19 protein-coding genes are annotated in these 24,350 nt (G+C 37.4%); 10 read left to right on the forward strand and 9 right to left on the reverse strand.

Features of this window, described 5'->3' with window-relative positions:
• Window positions 1-51: 51 nt before the first annotated feature.
• The 4 genes from ACE1OF_RS09995 to ACE1OF_RS10010 all read right to left on the reverse strand — a co-directional run bounded on the left by ACE1OF_RS09995 (window position 52) and on the right by ACE1OF_RS10010 (window position 3,963).
• Entirely contained in the window at window positions 52-1,266 is a 1,215-nt protein-coding gene (locus ACE1OF_RS09995) for an EAL and HDOD domain-containing protein (RefSeq protein ID WP_448894211.1), read from the reverse strand.
• A 123-nt stretch (window positions 1,267-1,389) separates the two neighbouring features.
• A complete protein-coding gene (locus tag ACE1OF_RS10000; RefSeq protein WP_448894212.1) occupies window positions 1,390-1,830 on the reverse strand; it encodes a hypothetical protein in 441 nt (146 codons plus the stop codon).
• A gap of 145 nt (window positions 1,831-1,975) precedes the next feature.
• On the reverse strand, window positions 1,976-3,712 hold the full coding sequence (locus tag ACE1OF_RS10005; protein WP_448894213.1) for a sodium:solute symporter family protein: 1,737 nt from the start codon (window positions 3,710-3,712) through the stop codon (window positions 1,976-1,978).
• A 2-nt stretch (window positions 3,713-3,714) separates the two neighbouring features.
• Window positions 3,715-3,963 (reverse strand): DUF4212 domain-containing protein, encoded by a 249-nt coding sequence (locus ACE1OF_RS10010; protein WP_448894214.1) that lies wholly within the window; start codon window positions 3,961-3,963, stop codon window positions 3,715-3,717.
• Between the two features lie 491 nt (window positions 3,964-4,454).
• Between ACE1OF_RS10010 and ACE1OF_RS10015 the strand changes: the two genes are divergently transcribed.
• The 5 genes from ACE1OF_RS10015 (at window position 4,455) to ACE1OF_RS10035 (ending at window position 11,766) form a co-directional block, all read left to right on the forward strand.
• On the forward strand, window positions 4,455-6,332 hold the full coding sequence (locus tag ACE1OF_RS10015) for a putative nucleotidyltransferase substrate binding domain-containing protein (protein WP_448894215.1): 1,878 nt from the start codon (window positions 4,455-4,457) through the stop codon (window positions 6,330-6,332).
• The gene (locus tag ACE1OF_RS10020; protein WP_448894216.1) at window positions 6,332-7,033 is read left to right on the forward strand and encodes an exonuclease domain-containing protein; all 702 of its coding nucleotides are present in this window, start codon (window positions 6,332-6,334) and stop codon (window positions 7,031-7,033) included. The genes ACE1OF_RS10015 and ACE1OF_RS10020 overlap by 1 nt, the downstream gene beginning before the upstream one ends.
• A 110-nt stretch (window positions 7,034-7,143) precedes the next feature.
• Window positions 7,144-8,529, forward strand: a complete 1,386-nt coding sequence (locus ACE1OF_RS10025; RefSeq protein WP_448894217.1) for a leucyl aminopeptidase family protein — start codon at window positions 7,144-7,146, stop codon at window positions 8,527-8,529.
• A gap of 135 nt (window positions 8,530-8,664) precedes the next feature.
• Window positions 8,665-10,245, forward strand: coding sequence for a methyl-accepting chemotaxis protein (locus tag ACE1OF_RS10030; protein ID WP_448894218.1), 1,581 nt, complete (start codon window positions 8,665-8,667; stop codon window positions 10,243-10,245).
• A gap of 408 nt (window positions 10,246-10,653) precedes the next feature.
• Entirely contained in the window at window positions 10,654-11,766 is a 1,113-nt protein-coding gene (locus ACE1OF_RS10035; RefSeq protein WP_448894219.1) for a DcaP family trimeric outer membrane transporter, read from the forward strand.
• 389 nt (window positions 11,767-12,155) lie between these two features.
• Here the strand turns inward: ACE1OF_RS10035 and ACE1OF_RS10040 are convergent, their stop codons facing one another.
• Window positions 12,156-14,552 carry a Tex family protein gene (locus tag ACE1OF_RS10040; protein ID WP_448894220.1) on the reverse strand — a complete coding sequence of 799 codons (2,397 nt, stop codon included), beginning with the start codon at window positions 14,550-14,552 and terminating at the stop codon, window positions 12,156-12,158.
• A 248-nt stretch (window positions 14,553-14,800) separates the two neighbouring features.
• Between ACE1OF_RS10040 and ACE1OF_RS10045 the strand changes: the two genes are divergently transcribed.
• From ACE1OF_RS10045 to ACE1OF_RS10055, 3 genes are all read left to right on the forward strand, one after another.
• Window positions 14,801-15,583, forward strand: coding sequence for a 3-hydroxybutyrate dehydrogenase (locus ACE1OF_RS10045; protein WP_448894221.1), 783 nt, complete (start codon window positions 14,801-14,803; stop codon window positions 15,581-15,583).
• A gap of 242 nt (window positions 15,584-15,825) precedes the next feature.
• Window positions 15,826-17,217 carry a DNA-3-methyladenine glycosylase 2 family protein gene (locus ACE1OF_RS10050; RefSeq protein WP_448894222.1) on the forward strand — a complete coding sequence of 464 codons (1,392 nt, stop codon included), beginning with the start codon at window positions 15,826-15,828 and terminating at the stop codon, window positions 17,215-17,217.
• Entirely contained in the window at window positions 17,214-17,723 is a 510-nt protein-coding gene (locus tag ACE1OF_RS10055) for a methylated-DNA--[protein]-cysteine S-methyltransferase (RefSeq protein ID WP_448894223.1), read from the forward strand. Before ACE1OF_RS10050 ends, ACE1OF_RS10055 begins: the two co-directional genes overlap by 4 nt.
• Window positions 17,724-17,998: 275 nt before the next feature.
• Here ACE1OF_RS10055 and ACE1OF_RS10060 read toward each other — a convergent pair whose 3' ends face one another.
• Both ACE1OF_RS10060 and ACE1OF_RS10065 read right to left on the reverse strand, forming a co-directional pair.
• Window positions 17,999-19,117, reverse strand: a complete 1,119-nt coding sequence (locus ACE1OF_RS10060) for an alkene reductase (protein WP_448894224.1) — start codon at window positions 19,115-19,117, stop codon at window positions 17,999-18,001.
• Window positions 19,114-19,386 carry a hypothetical protein gene (locus ACE1OF_RS10065; protein ID WP_448894225.1) on the reverse strand — a complete coding sequence of 91 codons (273 nt, stop codon included), beginning with the start codon at window positions 19,384-19,386 and terminating at the stop codon, window positions 19,114-19,116. The genes ACE1OF_RS10060 and ACE1OF_RS10065 overlap by 4 nt, the downstream gene beginning before the upstream one ends.
• A gap of 267 nt (window positions 19,387-19,653) precedes the next feature.
• Here ACE1OF_RS10065 and ACE1OF_RS10070 point away from each other — a divergent pair, with 267 nt between their 5' ends.
• Window positions 19,654-20,580, forward strand: coding sequence for a LysR family transcriptional regulator (locus ACE1OF_RS10070; RefSeq protein ID WP_448894227.1), 927 nt, complete (start codon window positions 19,654-19,656; stop codon window positions 20,578-20,580).
• A gap of 507 nt (window positions 20,581-21,087) precedes the next feature.
• Entirely contained in the window at window positions 21,088-22,131 is a 1,044-nt protein-coding gene (rsgA, locus tag ACE1OF_RS10075; RefSeq protein WP_448894228.1) for a ribosome small subunit-dependent GTPase A, read from the forward strand.
• A gap of 164 nt (window positions 22,132-22,295) precedes the next feature.
• Here the strand turns inward: rsgA and ACE1OF_RS10080 are convergent, their stop codons facing one another.
• Window positions 22,296-23,150, reverse strand: coding sequence for a bifunctional helix-turn-helix domain-containing protein/methylated-DNA--[protein]-cysteine S-methyltransferase (locus tag ACE1OF_RS10080; RefSeq protein ID WP_448894229.1), 855 nt, complete (start codon window positions 23,148-23,150; stop codon window positions 22,296-22,298).
• Window positions 23,143-24,030 carry a DMT family transporter gene (locus ACE1OF_RS10085; protein ID WP_448894230.1) on the reverse strand — a complete coding sequence of 296 codons (888 nt, stop codon included), beginning with the start codon at window positions 24,028-24,030 and terminating at the stop codon, window positions 23,143-23,145. Before ACE1OF_RS10085 ends, ACE1OF_RS10080 begins: the two co-directional genes overlap by 8 nt.
• Between the last annotated feature and the right edge of the window lie 320 nt (window positions 24,031-24,350).

Genomic DNA, 24,350 nt, shown 5'->3' on the forward strand with positions numbered 1-24,350 from the left:
ACTACATTTATCCATACCCAATTAATTTATTCATATTTTTATTGGGTATACTTAGGTTGTTTTATAGGCTGTCAACCACTGATATGCTTGATTACAGCTTGATATAAGACTTTCTGGGGCTATGTTATAAGTCTGAATAAAGAGATTAATAACATCCCAGTTTCCTTCCATGTATGCAATAACAAAGTCGAGACACTCAGCTAAAACACCTGTTTTATTAAGCAAAGCTGTATTTATTTCTTCCGCTAGAGGCAATGCCTGTAAAACATCTTGCATTGGTTTATCTAAAATGGCATCAAGGGTTGAAAACAATCCTGTTAAAAATGCATATTCAGAAAGTTGCTGCAATCCCATTAATTTAGCAAATTTTTCACAAAGTCGAGCTCTTATAATAGTATTATGAATCAATACCGTCGGTTTATTTGGGTTAAGTTTAGCCATTACTATCAAACAGACAAATTGGCGCATTTGAATTTCACCTAAATAAGCAATAGCTTGCTTAATTGACTTTATTTCCTTAGAGTGGGCAAACCAAATAGAATTAACAAATCGTAACAGTTTATAGGTTAAATCCATATCGTATTCAAAAAAACGTTCTAGTTTTTTGTAACTGTACCCTTCTTTCATCACTTCACTGTATATAGACATCAAAAAAGGGTGTGATGCGTTTATTTCAGTTCCAACAAGAATTTCAGGTTTACAAAAAAAATAGCCTTGATAATAATCAAAACCAAGCGCTTTGGCTTCCACAAAATCTTCGTATGTTTCTACTTTTTCTGCTAAAAGCTTAATTCTGTATTGTCGAAAATAAGGAAGTAGATGCTCAATTGATGACAGCGGTGTTTCAATAATATCAATTTTAATTAACTTAATTAAAGGAAAAAATTTATCCCAAGCCTCGCTGTAAATAAAGTCATCAAGCGCTAAAGAAAACCCTTGATGAAAAAGTTTTGCTAACACTTGATAATTCTTCTCACTTGGCTCTGTTGACTCAAGCACTTCCACTATAATATTTTTATAGGGTGTCATATTCACTAAATGTTCGGAAAGGATCTCCATCGGAAAATTAATTAAAGCAGGCTTTCCTTCGGTCATTTCTTCGAGGCCAATATTAAGGTAACTATTGATTAATAATTTTGCCGTAGCTATATCGGGTGCTACATCCGAGGGAAAACAATTTTGTGTACTATCCCTAAATAATAATTCGTAAGCAACTACCTGTTTTTTTTTATTTAGAATGGGCTGCCTTGCGGTGTAAACCTTCATAAAATTTCCTTATAACCTAACTTATACAGTGACAAGGATAACCTATATTACATAAAAAATGTCAATGAAATACCTTAAAATAGGCTAAAGCACTCAAAGAGTGATCCAAAACAAAGAACACTGTTATTTAACCGTTTGTGTATAAAACTCCGAAATATACTGGCCTCCCTTAATCTTAGCAATCAAACGTAGTTTATAATTATCTCCTTTCTTACCCACTAACTCCCGCAATTTTGTGTGATTCCGCCAATAATAAGGACTTTTTTTCATTCCTAATGGGTACGCTGTCATTTTATCAGCTTCATCCACTAAAAAAAGCGTAGCACTATCTAACGGAAAGGTCGAATTTATCTCCGTTACGCCAGCTTGATCAGAAATATTCACTTTAAATTCACCAGAAACAAGCACGCAACTTTGATTAATAATATCGCAATGCCCTTCTGGAACTAATTGAATGATTTTTGTTTTAGCTGCTTCACTTTCGTTATAGTAATCAGCACCAATATACCCCAGTACAGCAAGGAAAGGGGCAACCATAAAAGCAACTTTAAGATGTCTATTCATATCTACTTCTTTTTAATTAATCCTATTTAACAAGGCAATATAACAGAAAAGGCTGAACGACTCTTAAAAAATTGTCGTCCAGCCCTTTATTCTATTTCGAGATTCAATAATTACATCTCTATATTTAACTCTCGAACCTTACTGATTAGTGAGCGTGTGCTGCACTGGTTTTACCAGGTAAACGCATATGATCAACCATCTCTTGAATATGCGTAGGCGCTGGGCCTGTAAATTTAAGTAAAGTAAAGGCAACACCAAAGTTAACTAAAGCACCCACAGCACCAAAAGCGTTAGGCGAGATACCAAAGAACCAATCTGCCCCCATATCACCTAAGAATGAAGTACCAGGGATAAACATAATACCTTTGTGTTGGAACACATACAGCATAGTTACACCAATACCCGCAATCATACCCCAAACTGCAGCTGTACCACTCATTTTTCTAGAGAAAATACCCATCATTAATGCAGGGAAGATACTTGACGCAGCCAAACCAAAGGCTAATGCCACAGTACCTGCCGCAAATCCTGGTGGATGTAAACCTAAGTAACCTGAAATCAATATCGCAATAGTCATTACAATACGCCCTGCCAGTAATTCATTTTTCTCTGACATATCAGGCGTCAACACACCTTTCATTAAATCATGGGATATTGAAGAGGATATAGCTAACAATAAACCAGCTGCTGTTGATAGTGCTGCAGCTAAACCACCCGCGGCAACTAATGCAATTACCCAGTTAGGTAAATTGGCAATTGCAGGGTTAGCTAATACCATAATGTCACGGTCAACTTTAACCATTTCATTTGTTGTTTTATCAGCTGTATACTGTATTTTACCATCACCATTTTTATCTTCAAACTTTAATAGGCCAGTTTTTTCCCAGTCTTTAAACCATTGTGGACGTTCAGAGTACTCAAGATTTTGACCTGCAGCTGGTTCAATAGTGTGCATCAAGTTTAAACGTGCCATTGCACCCACAGCTGGAGCAACAGTATAAAGTAACGCAATAAACACTAAGGCATAACCTGCTGAAGAACGTGCTGCTTGTACTGAAGGAACCGTAAAGAAGCGCATGATTACATGAGGTAGACCTGCAGTACCAATCATAAGAGACATAGTATAAGCGAACATATTTAACGTACCGCCTAAGTTTGATGTAGTATATTCTTTAAAGCCTAAATCAGTAACAACCATATCTAATTTATCAAGCAAATAAACGCCACTGCCATCAGCTAACGTGCTACCTAGACCTAATTGTGGAATAGGGTTACCTGTTAGTTGTAAAGAAATAAATACCGCAGGAATTGTATAGGCAAAAATCATAACCACGTATTGCGCGATCTGTGTATAAGTAATACCTTTCATACCGCCTAATACAGCATATACCCAAACAACAGCCATACCGATGCCTAAACCTAAGCCGTAATCAACTTCAAGGAAGCGAGAAAAAGCAACACCAACACCTTTCATTTGACCAATAATATAAGTCAATGACGCGATAATTAAACAAACTACCGCAACAATACGTGCTGTTTTAGAATAATATCGATCAAATATAAATTCAGGTACAGTAAATTTACCGTGTTTACGCATGTATGGCGCAAGTAGCATGGCAAGTAGTACATAACCACCTGTCCAACCCATTAAGAAAACTGAACCACCGTAACCTAAGAAAGCAATTAAACCCGCCATTGAAATGAATGACGCAGCACTCATCCAATCCGCACCAATTGCCATACCATTTTGCATCGGGGTAACACCCCCGCCAGCCACATAGAAATCACTCGTAGACCCAGCACGCGCCCACCAAGCAATACCAAAATATAACGCGAAAGTACCGAAGACCGCAATGTAAGTATATAGTTGTAACTCATCCATGCTTATTCCTCCACTTTATATTTTTGATCAAGCTTATTCATTTTGGCGCCATACCAAAAGATTAAAACAAGAAATGAATAAATAGAACCTTGCTGTGCAAACCAAAAACCAAGTTTGTACCCACCTAGACGAATCGCATTTAGTGGCTCTACAAGAAGCAAGCCTAAACCAAATGAAACTGCAAACCAGATTGCAAGACATATAAAGATTAGACGAAGATTCTCCGACCAATAAGTTTCTTTATTTTCCACAATAGTCTCCTAGCGACGTTATAGCCTATGTTTCAATTAATATGAGCTCACATTAATATATGTATTTTTATTAGGCTTTTTTATTAGTAATAATTTTAGTAAAAGTATGAATATGTATTTTTGTCTGTCGTTTTTTATCAACAAAGGCAAAAATCCATATTCAACTTCAACGTTATTAAATCTAACAACCTTTTTTTTTCTCTGATATTAAACTTTAGTCTAGATCAATGTTTTAGCGAATAAATCAAACTAATGATGATTTAATTTTAACTAGTGTTATAGGGGCTTCTAGGGCAATTGAGAATACAAGTGCAACTTTAGTCTACATTGTTACTTCAATAGTTGACTACCTACAGCCACCACTCTAAATTATCATTAATGGCAGATAAGCTTGAAAGTGTTTTTCAAATTATCTGTGGTATTTCTTAGGTAAATGCAGGCTTTTTGTTCGAAAAGCAAACACACGCTGGTAATCAAAATGGAGTCTAAAAATGGACACCGAACTTTCAGAAATTTATAGCTTTATTCAGAGTATTCCTCCTTTTGACAGCTTACCAAAAGCGGCATTAGAACGATTAATAAAAGAGCTCACAATTCATTATGTTCGTAAAGATGAATACCTTCCCCCCAAAGGAATCACTGAACCACACTTATATATTGTGCGTAAAGGCGCGCTGAGCTGCCTTGCCAATGATAAAGAGTTAGTTTCTCGACTTGGTGAAGGTGATTTATGCACCGAATTTTGTAAACAAAGCTTACAATTATCAGCCAATGTAATTAATACAAGAGAAATACTAAGCCGACAAGTCAAAACAGATGAAGATTGCTTAGTTTATAGTCTGAACGCCAAAATATTGCATGATATTGGCGAAAATTACCCAAGTATTAGTGATTACTTTAGTAATAATTCTGCTGAACGTCTCAAACAAAGAATGTCTAAGGCCAATGAAGAAGCCATTATTTCTTCTTCTTTGATGAATACTCCTGTTAGTAACTTTTATCATAGCCCTGTCGTTGGTATCGATATTAATCACACTATTCAAGAGGCAGCCTTGCAAATGACCGAGCGAGGGTTTTCTTGTTTGGTAGTGCTTGATAACAAACGTTGTGTTGGCATCATCACTGACAAAGATATACGCCGTCGTTGCGTGGCCGAAGGTTTACCCATCACAACCAACATTTGCGAAATCATGACAAAAAACATGACAACCATTGATATCAAAAATAATGCATACGATGCACTCATGACTATGACGGCTAAGCATATTCACCATTTACCCGTGACAAATCAGGGTGAAGTTGTTGGCATGGTTACTGTTACAGATTTAATGAACAATGAAGGACATAATGCGGTCAATTTTTCAAGCATAATCCATAAAGCTAAAAATTTAACCGAATTAAAAGAAATCAGTAATCTTTTACCTAAATTACAAATTCGTTTAGCTAAATTAGGCGCAAGTGCTGATCATGTTGGTAAAAGTATTAGTGCCATTACGATGGCATTCACCAAACGATTAATTGAAATGGCTGAAGAAAAATATGGTCAAGCCCCTGTTCCTTATGCTTGGTTAGCCGCAGGTTCGCAAGCTAGGCAAGAGCAACTTGCTCATTCAGACCAAGACAATGCTATTATTATTTGTGATTCTATGAAACCTTACGATGATGCTTGGTTTGAAAGTTTAGCTCACTTTGTTTGTGATGGTTTAGCTGAATGTGGTTTCATTTATTGTCCTGGTAATATTATGGCAACCAACCCCAAATGGCGCCAACCTGCAAAAGTTTGGCAGCAATATTTTGATGATTGGGTTGATACGCCAAAGCCAAAAGCATTATTACATTCAAGTGTATTTTTTGATTTAGACACCATTTTCGGTGATGCTAACTTACTTGACAACGTTCGGGAAAAATTACTTAGAAAAACACAAAACAATAGCCTCTTTATCGCCCACTTATCAAAAAATGCGTTAGGTTTACGCCCTCCGCTTGGATTTTTTAGAGATTTTGTGCTTAAACAAAACGGCAAACACAAGGCCACTTTAGATCTAAAGCATAACGGTATTGCACCTATTGTTGACCTTGCTCGCATCTATGCGCTTTCTCAAGGTATTAGTGCGGTTAATACTATTGAGCGTATTAAGCAAGCGGCAGGTACCGCTGCCATTACTAAATCATCCGCAGAAAACCTTATCGATGCCTATGAATTCTTGGGCATTTTACGCGTTAAACACCAAGCCAATAAATTAATGACAGGGCTTGATGCAGATAATTATTTATCTCCCAAAGAATTATCAAAATTAGAGCGTGAACACTTAAAAGATGCATTTAAAGTGATCAAAACATTGCAAGATTCAAGACAGGCCACCTTCTAATGGCAATCACGTCATTTATTAATTATTTAACAGGATACGAAGCAAAACGTAAGCGATTATTTAAAAAAGCGCCCGATGGGCCCCTGAAAAAATTTTTAGCTGTACCTTTTCCAGCACTAGAAACACCAATAAACGACTTACCCATTTTAGCCGTAGACTTTGAAACCACAGGCCTTGATGCCAAAGCAGACAAATTACTGAGTGTTGGTTTTGTTGCAATGGAGCATGAGCAGATAAAACTAAAATCATGCTACCACCAAATAATACAAGCACAAACTACCCTTGAAGAAAGCAATGTAATAATCCACAAAATTACCGACACTCAAAAGGAGCAAGGACAACCATTACACATTGTTGTAGAAAAATTATTAAACGCGTTAGCGGGTAAAGTCATGTTAGTTCACTTTGCTCGCATTGAACGGCAGTTTTTACAACAAGCATGCCTTGAGTTGTATGGGTTAGTGCCCGATTTTCCTATTATAGACACCTTGGTTATTGCGAAAAGACAATTAGATAAACGTGACGTGTCTTATGATCCTTCAGAACTACGTTTATCAAAATTACGTCATAAATACCAATTACCAGATCATCATGGGCACAATGCGCTTAATGATGCTATTGCTACAGCAGAATTATTACTTGCACAAGTCAACAGCAAACCCAAAGCAGATAAAATACAACTAAAAGATTTAATATTGTAACAATCAAAAAATAGACAAAGAAAGTGTTTATGCCCCTTTCCCTTTTACTTACATAAGTTACAATTGAGCATTATATCAATAAAGATACAAAGTTATTACAAAGGCAACTTATGAATAATCTTCTTACATTAGGAAATAATGGCACACCGCTAACCATTATAGAAAAATCTGCTTACTCACAATGGCTTGCTTCACAAAGTCAAAGTAATCAGCAGTGGTTGCAACAAACAAATTATCATGGTGAAGGTTTAGCTTTATTACCTAATTTTTCTACCAAAGAAGAAGGCACATTATGCCATGCAATTTTCGTTGTTGAAAACGCCAGCCATTATTTTGCTTGTGGTAACTTAATTACCCTATTGCCACCAGGACAATACAAACTCAATGCTGCCGAAGAGCATCATCAAGCCATTTGTTTTGGTTGGCTAATGGGTGCTTATGAATTTTCTACTTATAAAACACAAAAAGCTAAAGAAACTAAAAAAGAACTTCCAAGCTTAGCAGTAATTGACCAAGAATTAATTGATAGCGCCATTCGCTATGCACAAGCAACAGCATTGGTACGTGATCTAGTTAACACACCTGCCGCGGATATGATGCCACAAAATATTGGCGATACAGCTCAAGCATTAGCCGAGCTTTTTGATGGTCAAGTATCTCAAATTATCGGTGAGGATTTGCTTGTTCATAATTATCCAACTATTCATGCTGTTGGCCGTGCCAGCGTGCACCAACCACGGCTAATCGATCTTACTTGGGGAAACAAGAAAAATCCCCATATTACATTGGTTGGCAAAGGTGTCTGCTTTGATAGCGGTGGGTTAGATTTAAAACCAGCTGCGGGTATGCGTAACATGAAAAAAGACATGGGTGGCGCAGCACATGTGTTAGGTTTAGCGCGTTTAATTATGTCTCATAAGTTACCAATTTACTTACGGGTTTTGATTCCTGCCGTTGAAAATGCTGTTTCAAGCAACGCAATGCGTCCTGGCGATGTAATTACCACACGTAAGGGCATCACAGTTGAAATTGACAATACCGATGCAGAAGGTCGCCTAGTATTATGTGATGCATTAGCAGAAGCAGATAATGATAAAACCGAATTAATCATTGATTTTGCCACATTAACAGGCGCAATGCGTGTTGCTTTAGGTACAGAAATAGCAGGCTTTTTTACTACAAACGACAAGATTGCAGAAGGTATTACTAACGCAGGTAATAAAATTAATGATCCCGCTTGGCGCATGCCACTATATCAACCGTACACTGACTTATTTTCAAGTACAATTGCTGATATGAGCAACTGCTCAGCAGGTCCTTTTGGCGGTGCAATTACCGCCGCCTTATATTTAGAGAAATTTGTCAGTAAAAATACCAACTGGGTGCACTTTGATGTCATGGCTTTTAACGTTCGATCTCTATCAGGTCGTCCTTTAGGTGGTGAAGCTTTCGGTATGCGAGCAGTATTTAATTATTTGCAGGCCAAATATACCTAGTTACTCTTTTAAAATAATACTTTAGCGCCAAAAACATCAACTAAAGTATAATTGTATAACACAATCATATTATTATATTCTGCTATACTAATAGAATGAGTTTCTTACTAAATAAGCTAAATAAAGGTAACTATAATGACTAGTAAATTAATACCTAATATATTATTAGCGCTGTTCGTCACGTTACTAATTACTATTTTTCACTACTTTAGTGCCAACTTGTTCTCTTCAACTACTTTATCTACAGTTGTCTTAGCCATTATCTGCTTTCTAGCTACTTTTTTTATCATCAATCAAAGTCAGTCTAATAACAAAAATAATAATAAAGAAACATCTCAACAGTTATCAACCAACTTTGCTGACATTGGCGAAAAAATTGGTGTAAAAGCCAGTGAATTAGCAATCAACTCAGCGGAAATTAGCTTTTTTCTAACACAATTGAGCCAAGCCATAGAAAAATCCAGTGATGATGTAGATAGGTTGGCAACAGCTGCTGAGCAAATGTCAATGAACAGCAAGCAAATAAATGACAATGCCGAGCATGCATCAGCCCAAGCAAACCAAGCAATGAGCGCAAGCGCTTCTAGCTCAAAGCAATTGCATGATAATATTACCGTGGTAAATTTATTGAATGAATCGGTAACCAATGCTTCAGACATGATTCAGTCGCTTGAGAAAAAAGCCTTAGAAATACAGAGTATTACCGATGTTATTGATGGTATTTCCTCGCAAACAAACTTATTAGCATTAAATGCGGCTATTGAAGCAGCTAGGGCAGGAGAGCAAGGCCGTGGATTTGCTGTTGTGGCTGACGAAGTGAGAGCTTTAGCTGCAAAAACTGCCGACGCAACTCATCAAATTGGAGAGATGCTAAATCAAATAAGTAAAGAAACAAACAAAACAACGACTGTGATGAACACGATAGTGCAGCAAACTGACAGTGTGGTAAGTACGCTAACTGACTTGTCGCAATCTTTTACCGAAATTGACCACTTAATGTCTGACTCAGCCGCAGCTAGCAATCAAATTAGCCACGCCCTACAGGAGCAGGATATCGCAGCTGGCGAAATATCAAACTCAGTGGTTAATTTGCATGATTTTCTGGTTGATAAGAGCAACGAAACTCAACGTATATCAGCACAAGCACAAACATTATCAAATAATAGTGAATCTATTTTTGTTCATTTATCAGAATTTGACAATGATACATTCATAAATACCATGTGCAAGCAAGCACAATTAGCCGCGCAAAAAGTGAGTGATCTTTTTGAAGAGAGTATCGCCACTAACAAAATATCACAACAACAACTATTTGACTTTAAATATAAACCTCTAGGAAATAGCGAACCTCCAAAATTCTCTTCAGGTTTTGATGAATTTACGGATAGAAACTTACCTCAAATTCAGGAACCGCTATTAGATGAATTTAGCGAAATGATTTATGCTGGTGCAGTTGATATTAATGGTTATTTTCCTACCCATAATAAACGCTTCTCTAAACCCTTAACAGGCAATCCTGAAGTTGACATAGTTAACAATCGTACCAAGCGCATGTTTAATGACCCTACAGGCATTCGATGTGCTCAACATACTGATAAATTTTTATTACAGACCTATAAACGTGATACGGGTGAGATAATGCATGATATATCTGCGCCTATCTATGTTAAAGGTAAACATTGGGGTGGATTTAGAATAGGATTCAAAGCAAAATAACATCTATCACCTCAATAAAATCTCATCATGAATCGTGGGCTGACTTTTTAATTGTATAGGTTGAAATTGTCAGCTTACATTGAGTGCGTAAACAAATTCCTACCCCACCTGAACTCAGGTTATTTACACAATAATCCCCTTAAAATTAATTCGCTCGACTAAAGTCTAAGGCTAAATATTGCTATTTTAGACTTAGGTCTAATTCCTTTAACTTCGCTTTAATCTTACCTTAATACCTGAACAAAAATTCAACATCGTTTTGATTTGATTCTCAAAACAACACTAACGCTGTTGCATAAAAGCAAAAAGAAGAGGCGTAGATCTCCAGCTTTTATAATAAAAAATAAATATCACAACAAAAACATAATATAAAACAATTGCTGTAAAGCAAACAAAATGGGGATACACATGTTTAAACTTAATAAAAGTAAATTACTCTTGGCTGCTGGTCTTTTAACTGTAGCTGGCGCTGCTAATGCTGGTTATACGTTTGATTTAACAGACAATGATAAAATCACTTTTGGTGGTTATATCAAAGCGGACGCACGATATGTTGACGGTAACATCGCAGCCAGTAATTACTGGATTGGTAGTGCAAGTAAAATTGGTGAAAACAAATCAAACTTTGGCATTGCAGTTAATGAAACACGTTTTAATACTAAATACGTTCATGGTAATGTTACCGGCTTCATTGAAATGGACTTTTATGGCTCTGGTACTTCTGGCGGTGGTAATGAAATTATATCTAATTCATCTAACCCACGTTTACGTCATGCTTTTATTAAATATAAGAACATTACCGTTGGTCAAACTTGGACTACGTTCATGAACACCAGCGCTTTAGCAGAAGCAGCTGATTTCGGTGGGCCGTTAGTTGCATCAGCATTTATTCGTCAAGGTCAAATTCGTTATACCAATGGAGGTTTAGAGTTAGCCATTGAGAACCCTGAATCTTACGGTACAACATATGATCATGACAATAATCCAGATACAGATAACGTAAGCACCATCAAAAGTGGGGATGATTCGGTACCTGATTTTATTGCTAAATATTCTTTTAAAGGTGACTGGGGTAATGTTGCCGTTGCAGGTGTAGCACGTCAATTACAAACAGTTGATGGTAGTGAGTCGGCTTTTGGTTATGGTGTTTCAGGCCGTATTAAAACTGTTGGCAAAGATGATTTCCGCTTCCAAGTACATGGTGGCAATGTGGGGCGTTATGTGGGTGTAGCAGCAGCAACTGATATTGCTACAAACTCACAAGGAAAAATAGAAGTAGAAGAAACAACATCTTTTTTAGTTGCTTATCGACACTTCTGGAGCGAAGACACTCGTAGTTCAGTATTTTATGGCAATACTACGACTGACCTTACCGATCGTGACCGTACTCATTGGGGTGTGAATTTATTCAAAGACATCACTAAACAACTTTCTTTCGGCGTTGAATTTGGTAATTTTGAAATGGATGAAGTTGACGCTGATTCAAACTACTTTCAAGTATCAGCTAAATACGTTTTATAGTGTTTAACATCAAAACTTAAATGATAAAACACTAATGATCTTGCGTTAGTTAACCTCTCAACGAGGTTATTTTATGGGGAAGCTTTTGCTTCCCCTTTTTTAATAGCAATTCGATTAAAACTTCATAAAAAAAGCCAGTACTCATTAAAATGAATACTGGCTAAACCATCAAAAATTTTTAATCGACTTGACCCAAAGGAATAAGTTGGATCAATTCGCAAAGAAGGACTTGGTGACTATGTGTCCTGGAGCATAACCACCAAGTTACCGCCTTGCTATTAGTTAAAACACCTGAGAGAGCGTTCACTTGCCTTAACCAACAAACAAATGATAATCATTATCATTTGTACTGTCAACACTTTTTATTAATATTTTTTAATGAATAGCATTTATTTTTTTAACTTAGCAAAAGCATCAGCAAAAGCATTACCCATAGCGGCATTCTCTACTTTCTTAACTTTAGCTTTAACAGGTTTATTTGTCTTGGCATGTGCAGAAACATGCGAATTATTATGAACCTCTTTTTTAGCTTTTTTACTATGTGGCATAGCCTGTGAATTTTTAGCTACACTGTCATGTAAACGCATGGTTAAACTAATACGTTTTCGAGCAGCATCAACTTCCACCACTTTAACTTTCACAATATCTCCTGCCTTGATTATCTCTCGCGGATCACTGATAAATTTATCTGTAATGGCTGAAATATGTACAAGGCCGTCTTGATGAACACCTACGTCAACAAAAGCACCAAAATTAGCAACATTCGACACAACCCCCTCAAGCACCATACCAACCTCCAAATCAGCTATTGTATTAACACCTTCAGCAAACGTAGCAGTTTTAAATTCAGGCCTAGGATCACGATTTGGCTTGATAAGTTCTTGAATAATATCGTTGATAGTCACTTCACCAAACTGTTCTGTCGCTAATTCGCTAACATTAACTTGCTGTAATTGCGCAGCATTATTTAGCAGTTCTGCACTAGCAATATTGAGTTTTTTAATAATATTTTCAACAATGGGGTAAGTTTCGGGATGAACAGCACACTGATCCAGCGGGTTATCACCACCCGTTATACGTAAAAAGCCAGCGGCTTGTTCAAATGCTTTGGGGCCTAAACGGGCAACATTTTTCAGTTGATTTCTATTAACAAAAGCACCTTGTTCATCGCGATAGTTCACAATATTATTCGCCATGGTTTTATTTAAACCAGCAACCCGTGTTAATAATGCAGCTGAAGCTGAGTTAAGATCTACACCAACAGAATTTACACAATCTTCCACTACATCATCTAGGCTTTTACTTAGCTGGCTCTGACTAACGTCATGCTGATATTGACCAACGCCAATTGCTTTCGGATCTATTTTTACGAGTTCAGCTAGCGGATCTTGCAAACGACGTGCTATTGAGACTGCACCACGTATTGAAACATCAAGATCTGGAAATTCATTGGCGGCAAATTCTGAGGCTGAATACACCGATGCTCCAGCTTCACTCACCATCATTTTTTTAGGTTTTTCTTGCCCTGTTGCAGAGTCAAATTGAGCAATAACTTCACTCACTAATTTGTCGCTCTCACGCGAACCAGTACCATTACCAATGGCAATTAATTCAACCTTATATTGACGACAAAGATTAACTAAAGTACGTACTGACTTTTCCCAATGATTTTGTGGTGCATGAGGAAATATAGTAGTGGTATGTAACAATTTACCTGTAGCATCAACAACCGCTACTTTACAACCTGTGCGTAAACCAGGATCTAAACCTAGGGTTACTTTTGCACCAGCTGGTGCTGCCATTAATAAATCAGCCAAGTTTTCAGCAAAAACTTTAATCGCCTGTGATTCTGCTTGCTCACGTAGCTGAGTTAATAGCTCATTTGTTAAACTAACACTCAATTTACTTTTCCATGCTAATCGCACTGTACTAGCTAAAAAATTAGCTGCTTTTTGATCATTACTAGCAGAGAAGCACCTTAATGTTAGGTGATCACTAATTATTTGCTCAGCACTAGAAATCGCCATTTTGTCTTGGTTAGGATCAACATCAATTTTCAATTGCAAAAAGCCTTCATTACGACCACGTAACATGGCAAGCATACGATGTGAAGGAACCAATTTTAATTTTTCACTGTGTTCAAAATAGTCGCGAAACTTAACCGCTTCACCTTCTTTACCCTTAACAACTTTACTTGTTAAATGAGCCTGTTTTAGCATATGAGTTCGTAGCTTTTGTAATAAATTAGCATCTTCACTAAAACGTTCAGCTAATATGGCACTAGCACCCTCCAATACACTTTTTACATCAATAAAACCTGTATCATTGTTTGCCGTTTTATTCAGATAGGCTTGCGCTTCTTGTTCAGGATCAAGCTGCCAATTATTGAATAAACCATTGGCTAACGGCTCAATACCTGCTTCTATAGCAATTTGCCCTTTAGTGCGACGTTTAGGTTTATACGGTAAATATAAATCTTCTAAACGGGTTTTATTATCAGCATCGGCTATTTGCTTGGCAAGCTCATTTGTGAGTTTGTCTTGCTGCTTAATGCTGGTTAAGATAACTTGACGCCGCGCTTCTAAATCACGCAAATAGCTGAGTCGTGACGCTAATTCACGCAAATGGGTATCTGTTAAGCCTTGCGTTACCTCTTTTCTGTAACGAGCAATAAAAGGTACTGTTGCACCATCATTTAACAAGTTAATCGCCGCATTCACTTGTGAGGTTTTAACATTAAGTTCTTGAGCGATTTGCTCGCTGATTTGCTCTTCAATAGCTGACATTAATTTACCGTTCCAACAATAATTGAGTAATAATTAAATAATAATTTCTAAGATGGCCGATCATAACAGAAACTCGCTTTATCGAATAACTACTAATCGTAAATTTACCTTGTTGTAATGAAGTATCCATAACACCAAAAGCCTATATAGCACTATGGTGCTAAATATAAAGTAAATCAATTGCGCTAATATAATCGAAAATAGCTTAACGCTTTATCAATTATTGAATGAAAAATAGGAATATTATTATGCTTAAAGGCAAAACAGCGCTCATCACAGGTTCAACGAGTGGTATTGGTTTAGCCACGGCACATACGCTTGCAGAACAAGGTATTAATTTAGTTTTACACGGTTTAATGAGCCAAACAAAAGGTGAAGCATTAGCACAAGAATTTGCAACAAAATATAATATTAAAACCTACTTTGATAATGCAGATTTAATGGATTCAGAGGCTATTGCGGCCTTTATGGCGCACGCTAAGAGCATCATGGGTTCTATTCATATTTTAATTAATAATGCTGGCATTCAGCATACTGAAAGTGTTGAAAATTTTCCTGTGAGCAAGTGGAATGCAATTATAGCAATTAACTTAACCGCTGCTTTTCACACAATTCAACAATCATTACCCGAGATGAAAGCCGAAGGCTGGGGTCGTATTATCAATATAGCTTCCGTACATGGTTTAGTTGGTTCATTAAACAAATCTGCCTATGTGGCTGCCAAGCATGGCATTATTGGCTTAACAAAAGTGGTTGCTTTAGAGTGTGCAGAATCAGGTATTACCGCCAACGCTATTTGTCCTGGTTGGGTAGATACACCATTAATTAATAATCAAATTAAAGATATTGCTGAAAAGGAACAAGTTGATTTTGAGCAAGCAAAATATAACTTAGTTACTGCCAAACAACCTTTACCCGAAATGATGAACCCTCGTCAAATTGGTGAATTTATTTTATTTTTATGCAGTGATAGTGCGCGTAGTATTACTGGAGCATCATTACCTATGGATGGCGCTTGGACGGCGCAGTAAGCGTTCAATGTGATAAAAGTGCTATAGCCATTGTAGGGGCTAATTTATTGCCCCGTTGTCGGACTGAAGTCCAACCTACACGGGGTATTTAAATTTCACTCTGACTCCAGAGCTATATTCATAGCCATGTTAAATTAAAATAATAGTTTCTATAAGATAACTATCAGTTCCGAATCTGGCTAGTGTTAACACTTGTTAGCTATTACACTGTGCAAAACAATCACAGGGTGATGACTAACAACATGGACAATACCTTATACCAGCAGGCACGACTATCTCGTGATGCTCGCTTTGACGGCAAGTTCTTTATTGCGGTTAAAACGACAGGAATATTTTGTCGATCAATTTGTCCTGCACCTACTCCCAAAGAGTGCAATGTTGAATATTTTACAACGTCTATTGCCGCCGTAAATCACGGTTATCGCCCCTGCCTACGTTGTCGACCCGATTCCGCGCCAGACTCTTTTGCATGGAAAGGGAAAAACACCACCTTTGAACGTGCCTTAACACTAATTAACACAGAGTTACCTTCCTCTCAAACCATTAGCCAACTTGCTGAACGCCTAGGTATTTCTACTCGATACCTAAACAGATTATTTCAAGAAAGCTTAGGCACCAGCGCCAAAAATTTCACACAACATCAACAACTTATGTTTGCTAAATCCTTACTGCAGCAAACATCAATGAGTGTTACCGAAATTGCTTTTGCATCAGGATTTAATAGCTTACGCCGATTTAATGATTGCTTTCAAACGAAACTAAAACTAACACCGTCTAGTTTACGAAAAAACAAAATCGTCTCAAACAATGATATCACCTTATTTTTAAGTTACCGCCCTCCTTACGCTTGGCCACAATTACGCGATTTTTTAAAACGCCGAGCTATTACACCAATAGAATGGGTAACTGACCACAGCTATGGCAGAAGCTTCAGCTGGCCTTGTCGTTTACAAGAAAACAAATGTAATGGTCAAAATATTTATGGGCAATTTACCGCTACCCATAATGAAACCCAAAATGGCTTTAACGTAAATATCAACCTAAGTGATATAAATTACTTAATGCCTGTAGTAAGAAATATTCGCCGTATTTTAGATTTAGACGCTGACATAGCAAGTATTGAACAACATCTTTCTACATTAAATGGATTTAACAACAAAGCTTGTGTTGGGTTACGCTTACCTGGTACATGGGATTTATTCGAAGCTGGTGTAAGAGCCATTTTAGGTCAACAAATTTCCGTCGCTGGCGCACTTAAACTCGTAGCCACATTAGTTGAGCATTATGGCTCAAAACAAGGTGACTTAGTTTTCTTTCCTACGCCACAAAATATAATTAATAGCAATTTAAGTGTATTAAAAATGCCTGTATCTCGACGAGAAACCTTAATGAATTTAGCTAAGTTCATAGCAAAAAAACCACAAGCTTCACCAAGCGAGTGGTTGTCGTTAAAAGGTATTGGCCCGTGGACTATCGATTATGCCAAAATGCGTGGTTTAAGTGATCCTAATATTTGGTTGGGGGGCGATTTAGGAATCAAAAATGCTTTAACACAGCACGACATGAAATTAACCCCCGAAGACACCGTGCCATGGCAATCCTATTTAACTTTTCAAGTATGGAACTTATTATGAATAAATTGTACCGCAGCACATTAGCCACACCACTAGGTGAACTTGCCATTTTTGCAAATAAAAACGCTATTTATCGGGTTGAATTTATTGATAGTATCAGTAAGCAAGATTTATATATGGCAAATTCATGTACAGAAAACAAACTGACTTTACAGGCTAAAACTCAACTTATGCAATACTTTGCTGGTGAAATCACCACGTTTCACTTACCTCTAGCGCCACAAGGTACGCCTTTTAGACAACAAACATGGCAAGCTTTACAACAAATTCCTTACGGTGAAACCCGCTGTTATAGCGAACAGGCCGAACTAATGAATAATAAAAAAGCAGTGCGCGCTGTTGGTGCAGCCAATGGCGCAAACCCTATTGCTATTATTATCCCTTGCCATCGTGTAATTGGTAAAAATGGTAGCTTAACTGGTTACGCTGGTGGCTTACATAGAAAAAAGTGGTTATTGAATTTTGAGCAGTTAAATTGTGAACAAACACAACGACAACACAATTAGCGGCCCTTGATGCCTTCCTTCGGGTAAATTAAAGTCAACAAAGTTATCAGCTAATGCTTGCTTAGCGTAACCTTCAACACATGAATCCTAAAAGACAGAATATTGCTGAGCGGTGTGTAATAAGCTCAACGCTTCTTTTTCTGATAAACCAATCGCTACCTGCAACGCCTCAGGTTCAGGTAACTTTTCGTTTACCTAAATATTGCTGGAAATGCATAAAGCACTTACTGAAATGGTTGCGATAAAGCACCGTATTTCTTTTTATGTAATCATAATCACTCTCCAGATAAATTTAGTTTTGAGTAACTTGGATAGTCGGTATAACCTCGTGCATCACCACCAAACAGTGTTGATGGATCAGTAATTTCATTTAAAGGAAGTTTATGTTTGAAACGGTAGGGTAAATCAGGATTTGCTAAGAACTTTCGTCCATAAGCTATGAAATCTACTAAACCAGAATCAATTAATTTCTCACCTGTTTTTGCCGTGTAATTACCGGCAACAATAATGTTGCCATCAAAATTTTCACGCAAGGCATGTCTAAAATCATCACTTACTACGGGAGCATCATCCCAATCAGCTTCGGAAAGATGAATATAAGCTAAGCCCATTTCATTAAATTTCTTACTGGCGAGCAAAATAGCATCAATTGCTTCTACATCGTCCATCCCCCGTTGTGTAATGAATGGGGCTAAGCGAATACCAACTTTATTTGCGCCAATTTCGTCACTCACCGCTTCAATGACCTCTAGCACAAACCGTAATCGGTTAATGATAGAACCACCGTATTCATCATCACGTTTGTTCGAGCTACGACGCATAAACTGATCAATCAAATAGCCATTCCCACCATGAATTTCTATGCCATCAAACCCCGCTTCCATAGCATTTTTAGCGGCATGACGATAATCTTGAATTATATCTTTAATATCTTGTGTTGATAACTCACGCGGAACTGGGCAATCCACCATGCGTCCAACACCATCTTCACCCACAACCCATACTTGGGCATCAGGTGCAATTGCCGATGGTGCGACAGGGAGTCCATCTTCATGAAATGATGCATGCGACATTCTTCCAACATGCCATAATTGCGAAACAATATTCCCTCCCTCTTTATGAACTGCTTGGGTGATTTTTTTCCAACCAGCCACTTGCTCAGTAGTAAACATACCGGGCGTAAATGAATAGCCTTTTCCTTGGGGGGATATTTGCGTTGCTTCAGTAATAATAAAGCCTGCACTGGCACGCTGAGCGTAGTATTCAGCCATTAAATCTGTTGGTATATCATCAGGCTGAGCCGTACGAGAACGTGTCATTGGCGCCAATACAATACGATTATCAGCTTCAAATATTCCTAGCTTCTTCTTGTTAAATAAAATCGAATTTTTCATAATATTTTTCCTCCTAAAAACTCAAAGTGTTCGTTAGCTTTGTATTCAAGTCGCTGCTTGTTTACTGTTGTCTCTTGCTGTCCACTGAGTGGAAAAAGCATTTCCACAATCAAACCATCAGGGCCAATAATAAATACTTGTCGTTCACCTGATAGTGGAACTACTTTTTCGGTATAGAGGTAAGTACTAGTATTCAGTCGCTCAAGAAGCGATTTGTGATCTGCACCTTCAAGTGCAACGTGGGCAATAGCACCATTACCAAACGCCAAAACAGCTTGTTCAGCAATATGTATCCGCTATAAACCCATACACCTTTAAATGGAAAAGGAGGACGGTCACCAGCCTGTAACCCTATGACTTTTATCCAGAAAAATTTCATTACTTTAAGGTCAGTCGTCAGTACCAAAACATGATTAATATTCATCTATGCTCTCTTCACTATTCTACATATATTTTGTAAGTGAAATAATAGTTATTGCCCATAAACAAAACAATTGTCATAATTAAAAAAACACTCTTCTGAAAAACAAAATAATATGGACAAGCTTGGCGATATCAATCTTTTTGTTAGGGTTATCAAAAGCCAAGGTTTGGCCGCAGCAGGTAGAGAAGTTGGACTCTCGCCCGCACGGATGACAGCACGAATCAACGGATTAGAAGAAAGATATGGTGTTCGGTTGCTAAATAGGACAACCCGTCAAGTTTCTCTTACCGATGAAGGTCGTAAGTTTTATGTTGCTTGTGAACGTATTCTAGCGGAAGTTGAGCAGGCCGAAACGGCGTTACAAACAGGACAATCAAGTTTTTCTGGTTCGTTGCGTATAACGGCGCCATCGGATTTAGGTCAACAGCACATAGCACCTGTATTATCAGCATTTGTAGACAAAAACCCAAACATTAAACCTTACCTTTTTCTTTCTGACAGTGTTACTGATTTAGTAGGTGATGGCTTTGATTTAGGCATCCGTTTTGGTAGCCTAGAAGACAGTACATTGGTAGCACGTAAATTGACCAGTAATCGCCGAGTATTGTGTGCATCACCAACATATCTTAAACGTAAAGGCATACCTACAACCCCCGAAGATTTAGTTCTACATGATTGTTTAACCATGGTGCGTATGACAGAGCCATTAACAACTTGGTACTTTCAAAATACTGATGGGAAAAGTTCCATTTCAATTCAAGGCACTAGATCTTCAAATGATGGCGCAGTGATCAGGCGCTGGGCTGTTGAAGGAGCTGGTATTGCATTAAAGTCATACTTGGATATCACCGCAGATTTAAAAGCTAAACGTTTAGTGACAATTATGGACAATTATCAGCATGACTTCAGTCGCTTAGGTACGTCTCTTGGCTCAGATTTACATGCTATATACCCCAATCGAAAATTTATACCACAACGAACTACAGAATTCATTAGAGCGTTGAAGGAGTACTTTTCTTTAGAGACCAAGCTATCATAAACTTTGATAAATAATGTTGTCAGGGCTGGATAAGCTTTAATGTGGTATAAAACCAATGTAAATTCATTGTCTATTCAATCTATAACCTTTGTTATTACGGCAGAGCTGATATTAAAAACGTGCTCGATACAGGCGACGTTGGGAACATGAAAATGTAGATGGGCGCTACTCATTACCTTACTAAGCGTTTAAAAAAGCGTCAGTACAGAGACTAGCCTACATGATTAGTTTTTACACAGCTGGGGCTAATTGCTGCCGTTCAAATTCCATTGAGATTTGTCTTGAGTTACATTGCCATGTATAATTTATTGGTCACTAAAACTTAAGGAGAAAATAATGATTGTAACTTCAACCCACTCGGCAGAGAGTTCTAACTAGTACACAAGCGTCACTAGATTTTCATTTTCTCAATTCTGCCCAGTGTTACTCAAACACGGGGTTAATGTACACCATTATCCCAATTACTTTTTATCATGCGAGCTATCGCATATATGAAGGGATATTATAATGAATAAAAATTATTCATTACGCCAACTAGGTTGGCAACCATATTATCAACAACAACTTTCACTCGAAGAATATGAACAAACAAATTGTGCCCGCATAGTGGCACATCATCGCAGTGAATATATTGTACAATTAGAATCACAACGTATTGCTTTACCAATAACCAATAACCTACCAGTAATGACAGTTGGTGATTGGATTCTATTGGACTCAGATAATCGCTTTATTAGGCAATTAGAGAGACAGTCGCTATTTTCTAGAAAAGGCGCAGGCAGTCAAATCAAACAACAATATATATCAGCCAATATTGACACATTGTTTATTGTTTCATCGTTAAACCAAGACTTTAAACTTAGCAGGTTAGAACGATATTTAGCATTGGCACATGATGCTGGTGTTGAACCTGTTGTAGTTTTAACAAAAGCAGATCTTTGTCAAGATTTCGTAGGTAAAACAGTACAAGTGCAAGCACTTGACCCCTTACTTATGGTATTACCTGTGAATGGTCTACTGAAGCAAGCCGCCGAATTATTATCCCCATGGTGTAAAGCGGGCAAAACAGTATCCTTTATCGGTTCTTCAGGGGTGGGGAAGTCAACTTTAATAAATAGACTGTTAGGTGAAGAGGTCATCTTAACCAATGGTATTCGTGAGGACGATGACAAAGGAAAACATACAACAACTTCTCGCTCTTTATACATTAGTGAAACTAAAGGCGTAATTATCGACACTCCGGGCATGCGTGAATTACAACTTATTGGCTGTGAGGATGGTATAAAAAACACCTTTAATGATATTGAGTCTTTAGCCAAGCAGTGTCGGTTTAACGATTGTCATCATGTTAATGAGCCAGACTGTGCTGTTTTGCAGGCGATAATAAAAGAAGAGTTAGACAGCCGAAGACTTAATAATTATCAAAAACTATTGCGTGAACAGGCTCATAACAATGCGAGTTTGAAACAGCAAAAAGATAAAGGTAAGCAACTAAGTAAAATGTATAAACGAGTACTTACCGAGTCAATCAATACTAAAAGAAGTTACTGAAATAAAAACCAAAAAGCGATGTATTGACATCGCTTTTTTACTAATCAGACTAACTTATTTCTGAACAAAGTTGAGTCATGTTCGGCGGTTACTAAATATTATAAATCAGCACGTTAGTGTATTGATTCTATGACCGCTATGTTGAGGTTTTTAGACATAAGAGCTTAAAATGTACACTTCTCTTCTACTAATGCTCGCTCCCATGCAAGTATTGCCGTTTTACGTTCAACTCCCCAACGATAATTACCAACTTCTCCATTACTTTTTATCACGCGATGACAAGGTATCAAGTAACCAATGGTATTATTAGCTAGAGCAGTACCCACGGCTCTTGATGCTTTGGGAGAGTTAATTAATTGAGAAACTTGTGAATATGAAAGTTGTTGGGAAGGTTGGGTGTTTATTAATGCTTCCCATACTTTAATTTGAAAATTTGTACCTTTAAGTACAAGATGAACTTTCCCACGCTCAAGGCTTGCCGAAAAAATGTCTTCGCTCATCCTAATTGCTTTTTCATTGTTCAATGTGATATTTGCATTAGGCCATTGCTGATAAAGGTCATCAATAAGTGTTTGCTGTTTATCAGTGACAAATTGGAAGTAGCAAACCCCTCTCAATGTCCAACCTAAAACCGCCTCTCCAAAAGGTGTTGGGCAGGTACCATATTGAATGACTACTGCTTCACCTCCATTTTTTAATTCGCCTGGTGTCATGCCTTCACATGTTACTAACAAATCATGTAATCGCCCTGTACCTGACAATCCAACACTTTGGCTTGCTTCTAGTAAATTACTTGTATTTTGTAAAGCCTCTATTGCTGCTTGCTTAGTAATAAACTGTAAAAAACGTTTAGGTGAAACACCTGCCCATTGAGAAAATACCCTTTGTAAATGGTGTTCACTAATATGTACTGAATTAGCAATATCGACCAGTGTTGGCTGTTTATCAAAATTTCTATAGATAAATTTTATTGCTTTTTCAACAATCTGGTAGTGACGTTGCGACTCCAAGTTACACATTACGTAATTCCTTTTTATTAAATATTTTGGTTGGAGAAAACCCTGTGACAAACATAGTTCCTATAATGACCAGTAGTGAACCAAATAACGTATTTACACCTATAATTTCATCTAAAAATAAATATCCCCAAAGAATACCAAATACAGGAATTAAAAATGTGACTGTTAGTGCTGATGATGCTCCTAAATCAGCAATTAAGCGAAAATAAAGTAAATAGGCTAACCCTGTACAAAATACACCAAGTAAAGCAACAGCTGTGAATATATCAAACGTTAGGCTTTCTCTGAATGGAAAAAAGGGAAGTAGCGGAAGAAGAAGAATAGCCGAAGCCCACATGCTGCCATGTGCATTGTCATATGAACTCACTTGTGGTGCATTTTTAGCATAATTGCTAGCGATACCATAACTAAAGGCAGCCATTAAAGCAGCTATAATTGGAATTATTGCGCTTCCTCTTACACCTTCCCAACCAACCAATATACTGACACCAAAAATGCCTAACAAAAGTCCAACAGAAACACTTTGTGTTAGCATTTTCTTTGTAATGAAGGCTCCTATAATTGCCCCCCATATTGGTGACGTAGAATTAAGGATAGCCAGCGTTGATACATTTAAAAATTGAGCGGAGTAAGCAAAAAGTAAAAAAGGAAAGGCTGAATTAAATAGCCCTAAAATAAAAAAGTGCTTGATGTTATTGCTAAGCTTTAATTTTGTTCTTAGGTAGAATGAAATAATAAGTAAAGTTATAGCGGCAAAGCTAATTCTTGCTTCAATAAGGGCAACAGGGCCAAGTGGATTTGCTGCTACCCTCATAAATAGAAAAGATCCCCCCCATAAGGCTGCTAAGATCAGTAATCTAAATAAGCTTGCAGTTGACATAATATAATCCAAAAAAAGGAGGTGTTTAATTCTTGATTAAAGTAACTTATTACTCAACCCGATTCTTGCTAAATTATAATTTTTTTGTGATTTCAATGAAGGGCTTAATGTTTGAAAAGTTTTTATGCTGACCACTCTTTAAAGACCATTGCAATATCAGTTTGTTACGTCAGAAAAGGTTATTGTTAACTTTGCTCTCAATATGATCAAGGATTGACAAAGCTTAAAGTCTGCTCTAGGTTCACTGCCGACCTAACCAACTGTACGATTAGGTCTGAACCAAAATTAGAAATTGTCAGTTAAGCAACCACTTCTAATTT

The organism is Colwellia sp. E150_009 (assembly GCF_053543955.1).

What these genes read in the sequence shown, in the direction of transcription:
- ACE1OF_RS10020 (WP_448894216.1), top strand. Translation starts at nt 6,332, where the DNA reads ATGGCAATCACGTCATTTATTAATTATTTAACAGGATACGAAGCAAAA.
- ACE1OF_RS10005 (WP_448894213.1), bottom strand. Translation starts at nt 3,712, where the DNA reads ATGGATGAGTTACAACTATATACTTACATTGCGGTCTTCGGTACTTTC.
- rsgA (WP_448894228.1), top strand. Translation starts at nt 21,088, where the DNA reads ATGAATAAAAATTATTCATTACGCCAACTAGGTTGGCAACCATATTAT.
- ACE1OF_RS10055 (WP_448894223.1), top strand. Translation starts at nt 17,214, where the DNA reads ATGAATAAATTGTACCGCAGCACATTAGCCACACCACTAGGTGAACTT.
- ACE1OF_RS10080 (WP_448894229.1), bottom strand. Translation starts at nt 23,150, where the DNA reads ATGTGTAACTTGGAGTCGCAACGTCACTACCAGATTGTTGAAAAAGCA.
- ACE1OF_RS10040 (WP_448894220.1), bottom strand. Translation starts at nt 14,552, where the DNA reads ATGTCAGCTATTGAAGAGCAAATCAGCGAGCAAATCGCTCAAGAACTT.
- ACE1OF_RS10085 (WP_448894230.1), bottom strand. Translation starts at nt 24,030, where the DNA reads ATGTCAACTGCAAGCTTATTTAGATTACTGATCTTAGCAGCCTTATGG.
- ACE1OF_RS10060 (WP_448894224.1), bottom strand. Translation starts at nt 19,117, where the DNA reads ATGAAAAATTCGATTTTATTTAACAAGAAGAAGCTAGGAATATTTGAA.
- ACE1OF_RS10015 (WP_448894215.1), top strand. Translation starts at nt 4,455, where the DNA reads ATGGACACCGAACTTTCAGAAATTTATAGCTTTATTCAGAGTATTCCT.
- ACE1OF_RS10030 (WP_448894218.1), top strand. Translation starts at nt 8,665, where the DNA reads ATGACTAGTAAATTAATACCTAATATATTATTAGCGCTGTTCGTCACG.
- ACE1OF_RS10035 (WP_448894219.1), top strand. Translation starts at nt 10,654, where the DNA reads ATGTTTAAACTTAATAAAAGTAAATTACTCTTGGCTGCTGGTCTTTTA.
- ACE1OF_RS10050 (WP_448894222.1), top strand. Translation starts at nt 15,826, where the DNA reads ATGGACAATACCTTATACCAGCAGGCACGACTATCTCGTGATGCTCGC.
- ACE1OF_RS10045 (WP_448894221.1), top strand. Translation starts at nt 14,801, where the DNA reads ATGCTTAAAGGCAAAACAGCGCTCATCACAGGTTCAACGAGTGGTATT.
- ACE1OF_RS09995 (WP_448894211.1), bottom strand. Translation starts at nt 1,266, where the DNA reads ATGAAGGTTTACACCGCAAGGCAGCCCATTCTAAATAAAAAAAAACAG.
- ACE1OF_RS10000 (WP_448894212.1), bottom strand. Translation starts at nt 1,830, where the DNA reads ATGAATAGACATCTTAAAGTTGCTTTTATGGTTGCCCCTTTCCTTGCT.
- ACE1OF_RS10070 (WP_448894227.1), top strand. Translation starts at nt 19,654, where the DNA reads ATGGACAAGCTTGGCGATATCAATCTTTTTGTTAGGGTTATCAAAAGC.
- ACE1OF_RS10025 (WP_448894217.1), top strand. Translation starts at nt 7,144, where the DNA reads ATGAATAATCTTCTTACATTAGGAAATAATGGCACACCGCTAACCATT.